The 12,750-nt window shown below is 70.1% G+C and carries 12 protein-coding genes and 1 tRNA gene; 7 read left to right on the top strand and 6 right to left on the bottom strand.

The annotated features are described in order from the left end of the window. Positions 1-16 precede the first annotated feature (16 nt). The 6 genes from ACFQQI_RS20445 to ACFQQI_RS20420 are packed head-to-tail and all read left to right on the top strand — an operon-like array spanning position 17 to position 5,659. The gene (locus ACFQQI_RS20445; protein ID WP_378567998.1) at positions 17-1,054 is read left to right on the top strand and encodes a sulfate ABC transporter substrate-binding protein; all 1,038 of its coding nucleotides are present in this window, start codon (positions 17-19) and stop codon (positions 1,052-1,054) included. After that, positions 1,054-1,935, top strand: coding sequence for a sulfate ABC transporter permease subunit CysT (gene cysT, locus ACFQQI_RS20440; RefSeq protein WP_378567995.1), 882 nt, complete (start codon positions 1,054-1,056; stop codon positions 1,933-1,935). Before ACFQQI_RS20445 ends, cysT begins: the two co-directional genes overlap by 1 nt. Further along, the gene (locus ACFQQI_RS20435) at positions 1,928-2,737 is read left to right on the top strand and encodes a sulfate ABC transporter permease subunit (protein WP_378567992.1); all 810 of its coding nucleotides are present in this window, start codon (positions 1,928-1,930) and stop codon (positions 2,735-2,737) included. Before cysT ends, ACFQQI_RS20435 begins: the two co-directional genes overlap by 8 nt. 13 nt (positions 2,738-2,750) lie before the next feature. After that, a complete protein-coding gene (locus ACFQQI_RS20430) occupies positions 2,751-3,731 on the top strand; it encodes a sulfate/molybdate ABC transporter ATP-binding protein (RefSeq protein WP_378567989.1) in 981 nt (326 codons plus the stop codon). 46 nt (positions 3,732-3,777) lie between these two features. Beyond that, the gene (locus tag ACFQQI_RS20425) at positions 3,778-4,452 is read left to right on the top strand and encodes a M15 family metallopeptidase (RefSeq protein ID WP_378567986.1); all 675 of its coding nucleotides are present in this window, start codon (positions 3,778-3,780) and stop codon (positions 4,450-4,452) included. A 1-nt stretch (position 4,453) separates the two neighbouring features. Next, positions 4,454-5,659, top strand: coding sequence for an alpha-L-fucosidase (locus ACFQQI_RS20420; protein ID WP_378567983.1), 1,206 nt, complete (start codon positions 4,454-4,456; stop codon positions 5,657-5,659). On the opposite strand, the gene ACFQQI_RS20415 is transcribed toward ACFQQI_RS20420, so the two are convergent. Further along, the gene (locus ACFQQI_RS20415; RefSeq protein ID WP_378567980.1) at positions 5,643-6,134 is read right to left on the bottom strand and encodes a YajQ family cyclic di-GMP-binding protein; all 492 of its coding nucleotides are present in this window, start codon (positions 6,132-6,134) and stop codon (positions 5,643-5,645) included. The two genes, ACFQQI_RS20420 and ACFQQI_RS20415, sit on opposite strands and share 17 nt — an antisense overlap. Positions 6,135-6,243: 109 nt before the next feature. Between ACFQQI_RS20415 and ACFQQI_RS20410 the strand changes: the two genes are divergently transcribed. Beyond that, positions 6,244-6,325, top strand: a tRNA-Tyr gene (locus ACFQQI_RS20410). 52 nt (positions 6,326-6,377) lie between these two features. Here ACFQQI_RS20410 and ACFQQI_RS20405 read toward each other — a convergent pair. From ACFQQI_RS20405 to ACFQQI_RS20385, 5 genes are all read right to left on the bottom strand, one after another. After that, positions 6,378-7,418, bottom strand: coding sequence for an NAD(P)-dependent alcohol dehydrogenase (locus tag ACFQQI_RS20405; protein ID WP_378567978.1), 1,041 nt, complete (start codon positions 7,416-7,418; stop codon positions 6,378-6,380). 112 nt (positions 7,419-7,530) lie between these two features. Beyond that, on the bottom strand, positions 7,531-7,992 hold the full coding sequence (locus ACFQQI_RS20400) for a MerR family transcriptional regulator (protein ID WP_378567975.1): 462 nt from the start codon (positions 7,990-7,992) through the stop codon (positions 7,531-7,533). Positions 7,993-8,105: 113 nt separating this feature from the next. After that, on the bottom strand, positions 8,106-11,228 hold the full coding sequence (locus ACFQQI_RS20395) for a M14 family zinc carboxypeptidase (RefSeq protein WP_378567972.1): 3,123 nt from the start codon (positions 11,226-11,228) through the stop codon (positions 8,106-8,108). 88 nt (positions 11,229-11,316) lie between these two features. Beyond that, complete coding sequence (locus ACFQQI_RS20390) at positions 11,317-11,469, bottom strand: hypothetical protein (RefSeq protein ID WP_378567970.1); 153 nt, start codon at positions 11,467-11,469, stop codon at positions 11,317-11,319. A gap of 119 nt (positions 11,470-11,588) precedes the next feature. Then, a complete protein-coding gene (locus ACFQQI_RS20385) occupies positions 11,589-12,749 on the bottom strand; it encodes an alpha-hydroxy-acid oxidizing protein (RefSeq protein ID WP_378567967.1) in 1,161 nt (386 codons plus the stop codon). Between the last annotated feature and the right edge of the window lies 1 nt (position 12,750).

Raw genomic sequence — 12,750 nt, 5'->3', positions numbered from 1 at the left:
GGAGGAATGAGGAGAGATGAAGACAACGATCAAGGTTGCGGCGGCTGCGGTCGCCGGGGTGCTGGCCTTGACCGGCTGCTCTACCGCGGACGGTTCGGACAGCGACGAGACCATCCACCTGAGTGCGTTCTCCGTGATGGAGGCGGCCAACGAGCCGGTGTTCGAGGACTTCCAGGACACCGACGCCGGTGACGGGGTCGACTTCGAGCCGTCGTACGGCGCCTCCGGTGACCAGAGCCGCGCGGTCGTCGCAGGGTCGGAGGCCGACGTCGTCCACTACTCGCTGGAGACCGACGTGACCCGACTCGTGGACGAGGGCCTCGTGGCCGAGGACTGGAAGGACAACCCGACCAAGGGCATCGCCACCTCGTCCGTGGTGGTCTTCGTGGTCCGGGCCGGCAACCCCGAGAACATCCAGACCTGGGACGACCTGGTGAAGCCGGGCGTCGAGATCATCACGCCCAACCCGGGCTCCTCCGGCTCCGCCCGGTGGAACATCCTCGCGGGCTGGGCGCACGCCACGGGTGGCGCCGACGACGAGGCGGCCGGCCGCGACTACCTGACCAAGCTCCTGAACAACACCATCGCGCTGCCCGCGAGCGGTCGTGAGGCGACCACCGCGTTCACCGACGGCAGCGGCGACGTGCTGCTCTCCTACGAGAACGAGGCGATCCTCGCCAAGCAGAGCGGTGCGGACGTCGACTACGTCGTCCCGCCGGACACCCTGCTGATCGAGAACCCGGCGGCGGTGACGACGGAGGCCGGTGACAGCGCGCAGGCGTTCCTGGAGTTCATCACCGGCCCCGAGGCCCAGGCGGACTACGCCGCGTCCGGCTTCCGGCCGGTCGTCGACGGCGTGGAGATCCCGGAGGTCGACGGCGCCAACGACCCGAGCGACCCGTTCCCGGCCCCGGAGACGCTCTACACGATCGACGAGAACTTCAACGGGTGGGGCGAGGCCGCCGACAAGTTCTTCGGCGATGGCCAGGAGGGCAACCCCCTCGGCATCGTGACCGAGCTCCAGCAGGACCTCGGCAAGGAGGGCGAGGAGTAATGACCGCCGCCCTCTCCGGGGCGACGATCGACGCAGGCCGGCCGGCTCCCGATCCCGGGGGCCGGCCCGGCCGCGTACGCCGTACGTCCCCACGCAACACGCTCACGCCCGGCGCCGGGCTGGGCCTCGGCATCGCGATGCTGTGGTTCAGCCTGCTCGTGCTGGTGCCGCTGGCGGCCATCGTCGCAGCCGCGGCCGCCGGCGGCTGGGCCAACTACGTCGACGTGCTCACCGACCCGCAGACCTGGAACGCGCTCAAGCTGACCGTGGTCCAGGCCGCCCTGGTGACCGTCGTCAACATCGTGATGGGCACGATCATCGCCTGGGTGCTGGTCCGGGACCGGTTCCCCGGCAAGACGGTCCTCAACGTCGTCATCGACATCCCGTTCGCGCTGCCGACGGTCGTCGCGGGCCTGGTGCTGCTGGCGCTGTACGGGCCCAACAGCCCGATCGGCCTGCACTGGGCGTTCACCGAGAAGTCGGTGGCGCTGGCCCTGGCCTTCGTCACGCTGCCCTTCATCGTCCGCACCGTGCAGCCCGTGCTCGAGGAGCTCGAGGCGGACGTCGAGGAGGCTGCAGCGTCGCTCGGCGCGAAGCGGGGCACCATCTTCCGCCGGATCCTGCTGCCGAGCCTGGTGCCCGCGATCACCGCGGGCGCGGCACTCAGCTTCGCGCGTGCGATCTCGGAGTACGGCTCGCTGGTGCTGCTCAGCGGCAACCGGCCCAACGAGACCGAGGTCGCCTCGGTGCGCATGCTGTCCTTCATCGAGAACGGCAGCTACGCCTCCGCCGCGGCGGTCGCCTCGGTGATGCTCGCGGTCGCGCTCTTCGTGATCGTGGTGCTCGACATCGTCCAGAGGCGGGTGGCGCGCCGTGGTTGAGGTATCCGCACCCGTCCGCTGGACCCTGCGCCTGCTGGCCATCGGCTACGTGTTCTTCCTCGTCGCGTGGCCGGTCGGCATGCTGTTCCGCCGTACCTTCGAGGGCGGCCTGACGAACCTGATGGACGCGCTAGGCGACGAGGACGTGATCTCGGCGCTGCTGCTCACCGCCCAGGTGGCCGGCATCGCCGTGGTCATCAACCTCGTCTTCGGCGTGACGATCTCGATCCTGCTCGTCCGCTACGAGTTCCCCGGCAAGCGCCTGCTGTCGGCGCTGATCGACGTCCCGCTCTCGGTCTCCCCGGTGGTGGTCGGCCTGGCGCTGGTGCTGGTCTACAACGGCCGCGACGGCTGGTTCGGCACGACGCTGGAGTCCAGCGGGCTCCAGGTCATCTTCGCGACGCCCGGCCTGATCATGGCCACCTGCTTCGTCGCGCTGCCCCTGGTGATCCGCGAGGTCGTCCCGACGCTCGCGGAGGTCGGGGACGAGCAGGAGCAGGCGGCCCGCAGCCTCGGCGCGAACGCGCCGCAGACCTTCTGGCGGATCACGCTGCCCAGCATCAAGTGGGCGGTCGTGTACGGCGTGGTGCTCAGCCTCGCCCGGTCCGTCGGTGAGTTCGGCGCGGTGAAGGTCGTGTCGAACAACGTCAGCGGGAAGACCCAGACCGCCACGCTGATGGTGGAGGAGAAGTACCAGAACTTCGCTCAAGGCTCGGCCTACGCGATCGCGTTCCTGCTGGTGATGCTCTGCATCGCCTGCCTGGTCGTGGTCGCCGTACTCCGACCCCGGGACGAGCACTGAGACAGGAGCAGACATGAGCATCGACATCACCGGAATCACCAAGACCTACGGCGACTTCGTCGCCCTCGACGACGTCAGCCTGACGATCCCGACCGGGCAGCTCACCGCGCTCCTCGGGCCGTCGGGCGGCGGCAAGTCCACGCTGCTGCGCGTCATCGCGGGCCTCGAGACCGCCGACACCGGCAGGGTCAGCATCGAGGGGACGGACGCGACGAAGCTGCCCCCGCAGAAGCGCAACGTCGGCTTCGTCTTCCAGCACTACGCCGTCTTCAAGCACATGACGGTCGCGAAGAACGTCGCGTTCGGCCTCGAGATCCGCAAGCGTCCCAAGGCCGAGATCGAGGCGCGGGTCGACGAGCTGCTGCGCCTCGTGCACCTCTCGCAGTTCTCGCACCGCCTGCCCTCGCAGCTCTCCGGCGGTCAGCGCCAGCGCATGGCCCTGGCCCGCGCGCTCGCTGTGGAGCCCACGGTGCTGCTGCTCGACGAGCCGTTCGGCGCGCTCGACGCGAAGGTCCGCAAGGAGCTGCGCGACTGGCTCCGCCGGCTGCACGACGAGGTCCACGTGACCACCGTCTTCGTCACCCACGACCAGGAGGAGGCGATGGAGGTCGCCGACGAGATCGTCGTCATCAACGACGGCAGGGTCGAGCAGGTCGGCACGCCGGACCAGCTGTACGACGAGCCCGCCAACGACTTCGTGATGGGCTTCCTCGGCGAGGTCACCACGCTGGGCGGCGTGCTCCTCCGGCCCCACGACGTGCACGTGTCGACGACACCGCAGCTCGCCGGTGCCGCCGAGGGCACGGTCTCGCGGGTGCTGCGGGTCGGCTTCGAGGTCCGCGTCAACGTGCTCACCGACGACGGCGAGGACGTCCTGGTCGTGCTGACCCGCACGCACGCCCGCCAGCTCGGCGTCGAGCCGGGCGTGCGGGTGTGGGTGACGCCGGCCTCCGGCGCCACGACCGTCCCGTCGATGGTGGTCGCTGCCGGTTGACCGTCAGGCGGTGACGTGAGGTCGCGTGCGGACTAGGGTCCGAAGCATGCGCATCTCGGGTGTCCTGTCCACGCTCGTCCTGGCTCTCGGCCTGCTCGTCCCTCTCGGGTCGCCGGCCGCGTCGGAGCCCGGCTTCCAGGCCACGATCCGAACCGTCGACGAGGAGACCCGGGCGGCGATGATCGGGGTCTCCTGGAAGCCGGGCTGCCCGGTGCCGATCGACGACCTCCGCATCATCGAGATGAACTTCGTGGGCTTCGACGGTGCCGTCCACAGCGGTGGACAGCTCATGGTGCACCGGCTGGTCGCCCAGGACGTGGTGGCGGCCTTCCGGGTGCTCTTCGAGCACCGGTTCCCGATCCGTCGGATGGAGCTGATCGAGAGCTATGGCGGGTCCGACGACGCCTCGATGGCGGCGGACAACACCTCGGCGTTCAACTGCCGGCCGATCACCGGCACGACGGACCGGTTCTCGATCCACTCCTACGGACAGGCGATCGACATCAACACCGTCGAGAACCCGTACGTCCGCGGGACGACGGTCCTCCCGGAGGCCGGGGTCGAGTACCTCGACCGCAGCGACGTACGCCCGGGCATGATCACCAAGAACGACGTCGTGGAGAAGGCGTTCCGCCACCAGGGCTTCTTCTGGGGCGGGGACTTCAACTCCCTGAAGGACTACCAGCACTTCGAGACGAAGAAGCTTGCGCTCCCCGACTGAGATGAGCACGAGACCCACCGAGGCCCAGCTGCGCTGGCAGCGGGCCGGCTTCGGCCTGTTCCTGCACTTCGGCGTGAACACCTTCAACGGCGTGGAGTGGAGCGACGGGACGCTCCCGGCGTCGAGCTTCGACCCGACGAGCTGCGACCCGCGGCAGTGGGTCGAGACGGCGGTGGCGGCCGGCGCGCGCTACGTCGTGCTGACCGCGAAGCACCACGACGGGTTCTGCCTCTGGCCGACCGCCACCACCGACTACTCGGTGCGTGCGTCCCCGTGGCGAGGTGGGCGCGGGGACGTCGTACGGCTGCTGACCGACGCGTGCGCCGAGGCCGGCATCGGCGCCGGGCTCTACCTCTCGCCGTGGGACCGCAACGCCGCCTGCTACGCGGACCCCGCGGCGTACGACGACTTCTATGCCGCGCAGCTGACCGAGCTGTGCACGCAGTACGGCGAGCTCGCCGAGCTGTGGTTCGACGGTGCCGGCTCGGAGGGCCGCGAGTACGACTGGGACCGCTACATGGCCGTCGTCGACCGGCACCAGCCCGACGCGATGGTCTTCAACATGGGCCGTCCGACGATCCGCTGGGTGGGCAACGAGGACGGGATCGCCGCCGACCCGGTCGAGTACGTCACCGCCGTCACCCGCCGCAGCGTCTACGCGACCGAGGACGACGGTCTGGCCGACCTGCGCTACCTGCCGCCGGAGTGCGACGTGCCGATCCGCGCGAACTGGTTCTGGCAGCCCGACGACCTCGACTCCCTCAAGAGCCGCGACCAGCTCCTGGAGATCTGGTACCGCTCCGTCGGCCTCGGCGCCGGGCTGCTGCTCAACGTTCCGCCCGACCGGCGCGGCCTGACCGACGAGCGTGACCGGGCCCGCCTGCTCGAGCTCACCGACGAGCTGGCGCGACGGTTCCGCGACCCACTCCCGGCGACGCTCGAGCAGGTCGCGCCGGGCGTCGTGCGCGCGAGCTGGCCACAACCGGTCCGGCTCGACCACCTCGAGCTCCGCGAGGACCTCGGTGACGGCCAGCGGGTCGACCGCCACGAGGTCGTCGCGGACGGCGCCGTGGTCGCCGCCGGCCGGACGGTCGGCGTACGCCGCGTGCACGCCGTACCGGTCGTCACGACCCGGGAGGTGCTCGTCCACCTCACCGAGGGGGCGCGCCTGGAGTCGGTGACCGGCTACCTCAGCGGTAGTTCGTGAACTGCACCGCGAAGTCGTAGTCCTGGGCCTTGACCAGCGCGATCACGGCCTGGAGGTCGTCGCGCTTCTTGGACGACACCCGCAGCTCGTCGCCCTGGATCTGGGCCTTGACGCCCTTGGGGCCCTCGTCGCGGATCAGCTTCGAGACCTTCTTGGCGTCCTCGGAGGAGATGCCCTCCTTGAGCGCGATCGCGATCTTGCTCTGCTGGCCGCTCTGGCGCGGCTCGGAGGCGTCGAGCACCTTGAGGCTCACGTCGCGCTTCACGAGCTTGGACTTGAAGACGTCGAGGACGGCGTTCGCGCGGTCGTCGGCCGACGCCGAGATCTCGATCGCGTGCTCGCCCTGCCACTCGATCGTCGCGCCCGTGCCCTTGAAGTCGAACCTGGTCGCGATCTCGCGCGCGGTCTGGCCGAGCGCGTTGTCGACCTCCTGGCGGTCGATCTTGCTGACGATGTCGAACGACGAGTCGGCCATGTCTTCTCCCTCTCAGCCGGCGGTTCGCCGGTTTCGTGCCGCTGATGTGCCTGCGCTATTGTTTCGCCTTGCTGCCAGCGGGCCAAACGGGCCCGCCAGGAAGCGCTGAGGCAGGTTGCCCGAGCGGCCAATGGGAGCGGACTGTAAATCCGTCGGCTTTGCCTTCGCAGGTTCGAATCCTGCACCTGCCACAGACGAAGGCCCCGCACAGTGACTGTGCGGGGCCTTCGGCGTTCCTGGTGGTCAGGAGAGGGTGCTGGTGTCGATGACGAACCGGTAGCGGACGTCGGAGGCGAGCACTCGCTCGTAGGCCTGGTTGACCTTGTCCGCGGAGATGACCTCGACCTCGGCGCCGATGTTGTGCTCGGCACAGAAGTCCAGCATCTCCTGGGTCAGGGCGATGCCGCCGATCATCGACCCGGCGAAGGAACGGCGGGCGCCGATGAGCGAGAACACGTTGACGCTCAGCGGCTCTGCCGGGGCGCCGACGTTGACCAGGGTGCCGTCGACGCCGAGCAGCCCGAGGTAGGCGTCGAGGTCGATGCTCGCGCTGACGGTGTTGATGATCAGGTCGAACCGGCCGGCCAGCTGCTCGAAGGTGCCGGGGTCGGAGGTGGCGTGGTAGTGGTCGGCACCCAGCCGCAGGCCGTCCTCCTGCTTCTTCAGCGACTGCGACAGGACGGTGACCTCAGCCCCGAGGGCGTGGGCGAACTTGACGGCCATGTGGCCGAGGCCGCCGAGGCCGACGATCGCCACCCGCTTGCCCGGTCCGGCGCCCCAGCGGCGCAGGGGTGCGTAGGTGGTGATGCCGGCGCACAGCAGCGGAGCGGCGGCGGCCGGGTCGAGGCCGTCGGGGACCGAGAGGACGTAGTCGGCGTCGACCACGACGTGGGTGGAGTAGCCGCCCTGCGTGGTCGTGCCGTCGCGGTCGGTGCCGGCATAGGTGGGCACCATGCCGTCGAGGCAGTGCTGCTCGTCGCCGTTGCGGCAGTTGACGCACTCTCCGCAGGAGTTGACCATGCAGCCGACACCGACCCGGTCGCCGACCCGGTGGCGGGTGACCTCGCCTCCGGTCTCGGTGACGATGCCGACGATCTCGTGGCCGGGGACGACCGGGAACGGCTGGCGGCCCCAGTCGCCGTTGACGGTGTGGATGTCGGAGTGGCAGATGCCGGCGTACTGGATCTCGATCAGCACGTCGTTGGGTCCGACCTCACGACGCTCGATGGTGGTGAGGGCCAGGGGCTGGCCTGCGGCGGGTGCCGCGTACGCGTTGACGCGCATGAGAAGTGCTCCTTCGTGTGACTTCGCAGGATCGGTTGGTGGATGTGAGATGGGCACGCGCGGAGGATCCGACCGGCGGAACTCATGGGTCCGCCGGCGGCACCGGCCCTCGCTACGGCTTCCTGGCGTCCCTGAGCTGGTCGGCCAGGGCACGCGCCTCGCTCGACAGGAGCTCGGTGCGGGCGTCGTCGCCCGCCTGGACGGCGTGCCAGTAGTCGATCTTGAGCCGGACGTACCGCCGACGCAGGGCGAGGTGCTCGGCCTCGAGCGCCAGCCGCCGCCCCTGCTCGACCAGGAGCTCGATCTGCTCCCTGGCTGCGCCGGGGCCGAGCTGTCCGTTCGCCACGTACTGCCGCATGTCGCTCACGGACATGCCGGTGGCCGCCAGGCAGGCGACCGCCATCAGCTGGTCGAGGTCGTCCTCGTCGTAGACGCGGTGCTTGCTGCTCGCGCCGCGGCTGATCGGCGAGATCACCCCGATCGACTCGTAGTAGCGCAGCGTGCTCGCCGGAAGCCCCGTCAGCGCGGCCGCTTCCTTGATCGTGTAGCTGTGCTGGTCAGTACGTGCACTCACTCCATCGACCGTAGGAACTTCAAGTACTTGAAGTCAAAGGTCGGCTGGCTCACACCTGCCACACAGCACGAGGGCCCCGCACAGGACTGTGCGGGGCCCTCGGCCTTGGTTCGTCAGTCGAGCAGGTGGTCGAGGGCTCGTCCCATCACCTCGTTCCGCTCTGCTTCGGTCGAGACGCCCTCGAGCCCGAAGCCCATCAGCAGCGACTGCGGCGTGGCGATGACGTTGCCGACCGGGAAGCCGGACGCGTCGGTGCGCTCGAAGTTGTTGGCGTTCGTCGAGCCACCCGGAGGCGGCCCGGTGACCGCCCAGCCGCCGAGGTCGGTCTCGAACGACGTGCTGGTCCCGTCGGGGAGCGTGATGTCGTCGAGGAAGACGCCGATGCCCTGCGTCGCCCAGTCGCTGGCGTAGGCGATCGAGATCTCGACGGTCTGGCCGGCGTACGCCGAGAGGTCGATCCTCCAGTCCTGCCAGCCGGCGGAGTTCCCGCTCGCCGCGTGCCAGGCGCCCGTCGTACCGGTCGGCGAGCACGCGTCCGCGCCGACCTGCGTCTGGTAGTGGTCCAGGTGCGGGTGCAGGGTCCGCCAGCCGCCGGAGGTCGCCAACGGACAGCTGTCGCCGGTCTCCTGCGTCGTGTGGCCGTTGGCGTCCGGCAACGTCGTCCAGTTGTCCTGGCCGGGCGTGCGCGCCTCCACGAACAGGTGGTCCCAGTGCGACTCGGTGTCGTACGACGTCCAGAACGTCATCGATCCGCCCGCCGCCGGCACCGCGATCTCGCGGGTCAGCCGCTTGTAGGAGACGTCGGCGATCTGGGAGTAGACGTACTGGCTGCCCGAGTGCGGGTCGAACGGCCCGCCCGGCTTCTCGTACCGCGCGGCCGGCCAGGTGTCGAAGTGCGGGAACTGGTCGGGCGGCAGGATGCCGCTGGTCGACAGGAACGACGACCTGCGGACCGTGTTCGTGTCGGCGAAGGGGTCGTCGAGGCCCCACGAGAATCCCGCGAACGGGTCGTCGACGCCTCGGGCGTCGAACGCTGCGCCCGCGTCGTCGAGGCCGTCGGCTGGCACGGAGAGGTACGCGCCCAGGTAGTACTGCAGCACGTCGTGGGTCTGGTCACCGCCGCCGAACGAGCCCCACAGCGGCAGGCACCGCCGCGGGTCGATGTCCGCGGGCGGCGGGGTGCAGGCGACCTCGCCCTTCGGGTCGTACATCTGGTTGCCCACGTTGTTGGTGTACTGCTGGCCCGCGGAGTCGCCGGCGAACAGCACCCGTCCGCCCTCGTTCAGGTACGAACGGAACTGGAGGATCTCGTCGAGGGCCAGCAGGTCAGCGTTGCCGCCCCCCAGGCCGGCCGTGCGGGTCACGAGGTCGTTGCCGGTCTCCCAGACCACCGCGTCATAGTGGCTGAGCACGCCGAGGGCGTCCGGTGCGAGGCGGCCCGCGGCGTCGACGTCGTAGAGGTCGGCATCCTCGCCGTTGGCGGCCAGCGCGTCGACGTACGTGTCGGCGTAGTGGGGGCCGGCCGTCTGGTTCGGCGAGGCACCCGTGTAGTCCTCGGCCGCCACGACGAGCACGTCGTTGTCGGTCTCGGAGACGGCGTCGTAGGTGAAGGACTCACTCCGCTCGCCGCCACCGGTGAACCAGACCCGGACGGAGTCGCCGGGGTCGGTGCCGCGCACGACGCCGCGCATCTGGTGGTAGTAGACGGACGCAGGGTCGTACCGCGTGCCGCCCTCCCACTCCGACGTCCGCGCGGTGTGCTCCCGTCCGCCGTTGATACGCCAGTGCAGCGTCACCCGTCCGAGGCTCCGCTTGGCCAGCACGGCGACCGGCTGCGGGTCGCCGTACGACTTGGTGAAGCTCAGCTGGACACCCGGGTTGCTGCGCTTGTAGGGGTCCTCGCTGTCGATGTAGAAGGGCTTGGTCTCGATGCCGGTGACGGTCTCCGGGTCGTCCGGGTCCTGCGCCGAGTCGGCCACGGACTGGGCGAACGGCAGGTTGCGCTCGAACTCCTCCTGCACCAGGGCCTCGTCGTCCGGGAACACGAAGCCGCAGCCGTCGCAGCCCTCCGACAGCTCCGGGGTCCAGGCCAGCGCGCCCGTCTCCGCGTGGGCGTAGTCGGTGGTCTCACCGTTGGTGACGTAGAGGACGTCGGAGCTCAGGCCCGGGTGGAAGTCGGCGATCGCCGGGTCGTCGAGGTTGCCCGACATCGCGTAGTAGATCGGGTCGTCGGCGCTCGGCGTCCCCGTCTGCCAGCCCTCCGCGTAGAGCAGCCACTGGCCGTTGGAGTGGTAGTTGACCTGGAAGGAGAACCCGATCCGGTCGAGCAGCCCGGCCAGCGCCCGCGTCTCGGGCTCGGACCTCGGCGCCGGACCGCGGTAGGTACCGCTGGAGGGGATGGACGAGGAGCCCTCCTCGTCCCAGCCCCAGTGGCTGGGGTAGTTGCGGTTGGGGTCGACGCCGTCGCCGCCGTCGACCTCGCCGTTGCCGTTGTTGTCGCGCAGGTTCTTGCGCCACAGGCGCTCGTTGTCGAACGTGTACTGGTAGCCGTCGGGGTTGGCGACGGGGACGAACCACAGCTCGGTCGACTTGAGCAGCTTGCGGATCGAGCGGTCGTTGTCGCGCCATCCGTCGATGTAGTGGTTCATCAGGCGCCGGACCACCTCGGTGGCGATCCACTCGCGAGCGTGCTGCGTGCCGCTGTAGAGGACCGCGGGCTTGCGGCCGTCCTTCTGGCCGCGCGCGCCCTCGGTCACCTTGACCGCCAGGATCTCGCGACCCTGCGCGGTCCGGCCGAGCACCACCAGCTTGACGAGCTGGGGGTTCTGGCGCGCCGCGGCGTAGAGCTGGTCGCGGATGCCGCCCTGCTCGTCGTACGACCGCCAGACGTTGAAGCCGCTGACGGCCTGCGCGGCCGCGAACTGACGGACCGTCTGGCCGCCCTTGACCCGCGTGAGCTTCAGGTCGATGCCCTGGCTCCGGAGCCGTTCGGCGTCCGCCTGGTCGAGGACCATGTCGAGCTGTACGCCGGACGCGACGCGTCGCTGGCCGCTCACGTCGACCCCCGCCTCGGTGACCACCGGCATCTCGGCCGGCCTCACCGTCGCGGTGTAGACGTCCAGCTGGTCCGGGTCCCTGCCTGCGTTGGCCGTCGGTGTTGCGGTGGCGGTGCTCAGTCCCGCGGCGAGCGCCGCGATGACGGTGAAGACAAGGGCTACGACCAACGAGCGACGCATGGTTCGACCTCCCGGGCAGGTGTCACAGTGGACTCACTGTGACATTGCCCACACCGGGCCGCAATCGTCGATTCTCGTGGACTTCCGATCAGGCGGCGAGCTGGGCGGTGCCGGGAGCGGCGGGCGGCACGCAGCCACAGGTGTCGCTGCAGGCCAGGTAGGTGTGCGTGGCGTGGCCGCAGCGGGCGCACGGAAGGTCGTGCGACAGGTGCTGCTGGTTGCTCTGGGGGGTGTCCCACATGACGGCGCCTCCTCGCTGCCGAATCGTGCTCTCACTGACTCCACGAACCACGGAGCCTGAATTCGACATCGGCCGCAGAGCTTCGTTCCTGAAGGGCTGGGCCGTGGGAGGTGCCCGGATCAGCAGCGCACCAGCACGTCCCGGGTGAGGTCGGCGATGCTGGCGTAGCCGTTGAGGCCCATCGTCAGGTCGGTCTCGGCGAGCAGGCAGGACAGCACGAACTCGACGCCGGCGGTGCCGCCGAGGACCGCGCCGTACCCGTAGGGACGGCCGATGCCGACGGCCGTGGCGCCGAGGGCCAGCGCCTTGACGACATCGGCGCCGGAGCGGACGCCGGAGTCGAAGACGACCGGCATCCCGTCGGCCGCGTCCACCACCGCGGGGAGCAGGTCGAGCGCCGGGGCGCTCGCCGCCTGGCGGCCGCCGTGGTTGGAGCAGTAGATGCCGTCGACGCCCTCGTCGCGAGCGCGGCGTACGTCGTCGGGGTGGCAGATGCCCTTGAGCAGCAGCGGCAGGTCGGTCAGGTCGCGCAGCCACGCGAGGTCGTCCCAGCTCAACGTCGGGCTGCCGAACATCAGCGCCCAGGCGAGGGCGGCGGCGCCGGGGTCCTCCTCGGGCGGGGTGGCGAGCCGGGAGCGGAAGACCGGGTCGGAGAAGTAGTTGGCAAGGCAGTAGCCGCGCAGCTGCGGGAACGTCGCGTGCTGCAGGTCGCGCGGCCGATAGCCCAGCGTCCACGTGTCGAGGGTGACCACGAGGCCCCGGAAGCCCGCGGCCTCGGCGCGGCGTACGAGGCTCTCGGCGACCTCGCGGTCGTTGGGCGTGTAGAGCTGGAAGAAGCCCGGGGTGTCGCCGAGCGCAGCGGCGACGTCCTCCATCGGATCCTGCATCAGCGTCGACGCGACCATCGGGACGCCGGAGCTCGCGGACGCCGCCGCCACGGCGAGGTCGCCGTGCTCGTCGTCGGTCATCACGCCGAGCACGCCGATCGGCGACATCAGCAGCGGCGACGGCAGGGTGTGGCCGAAGAGCTCGACGGACAGGTCGCGCTCGGCGGCTCCCACCAGCATCCGCGGCACGATCCCCCAGCGGCCGAAGGCCTCGACGTTCCCGCGCTGGGTGTGCTCGTCGCCAGCGCCGCCCGCGACGTAGTCCCAGAGGCGGTGCTCCATCTTCTCCTGCGCGGCCTTCTCGAGCCCGGCGAAGGTGAGCGGGTACGCCGGCACCTCGCCGCCCAGGCCCGCGAAGTAGAGACCGATCTGGAAGTCCGCGTAGTTCGCCATG

This window comes from Nocardioides sp. GCM10030259 (assembly GCF_042666375.1).
In the GTDB taxonomy this organism is placed as follows: domain Bacteria; phylum Actinomycetota; class Actinomycetes; order Propionibacteriales; family Nocardioidaceae; genus Nocardioides.
This window is presented reverse-complemented; position numbering and strand designations above follow the sequence as displayed.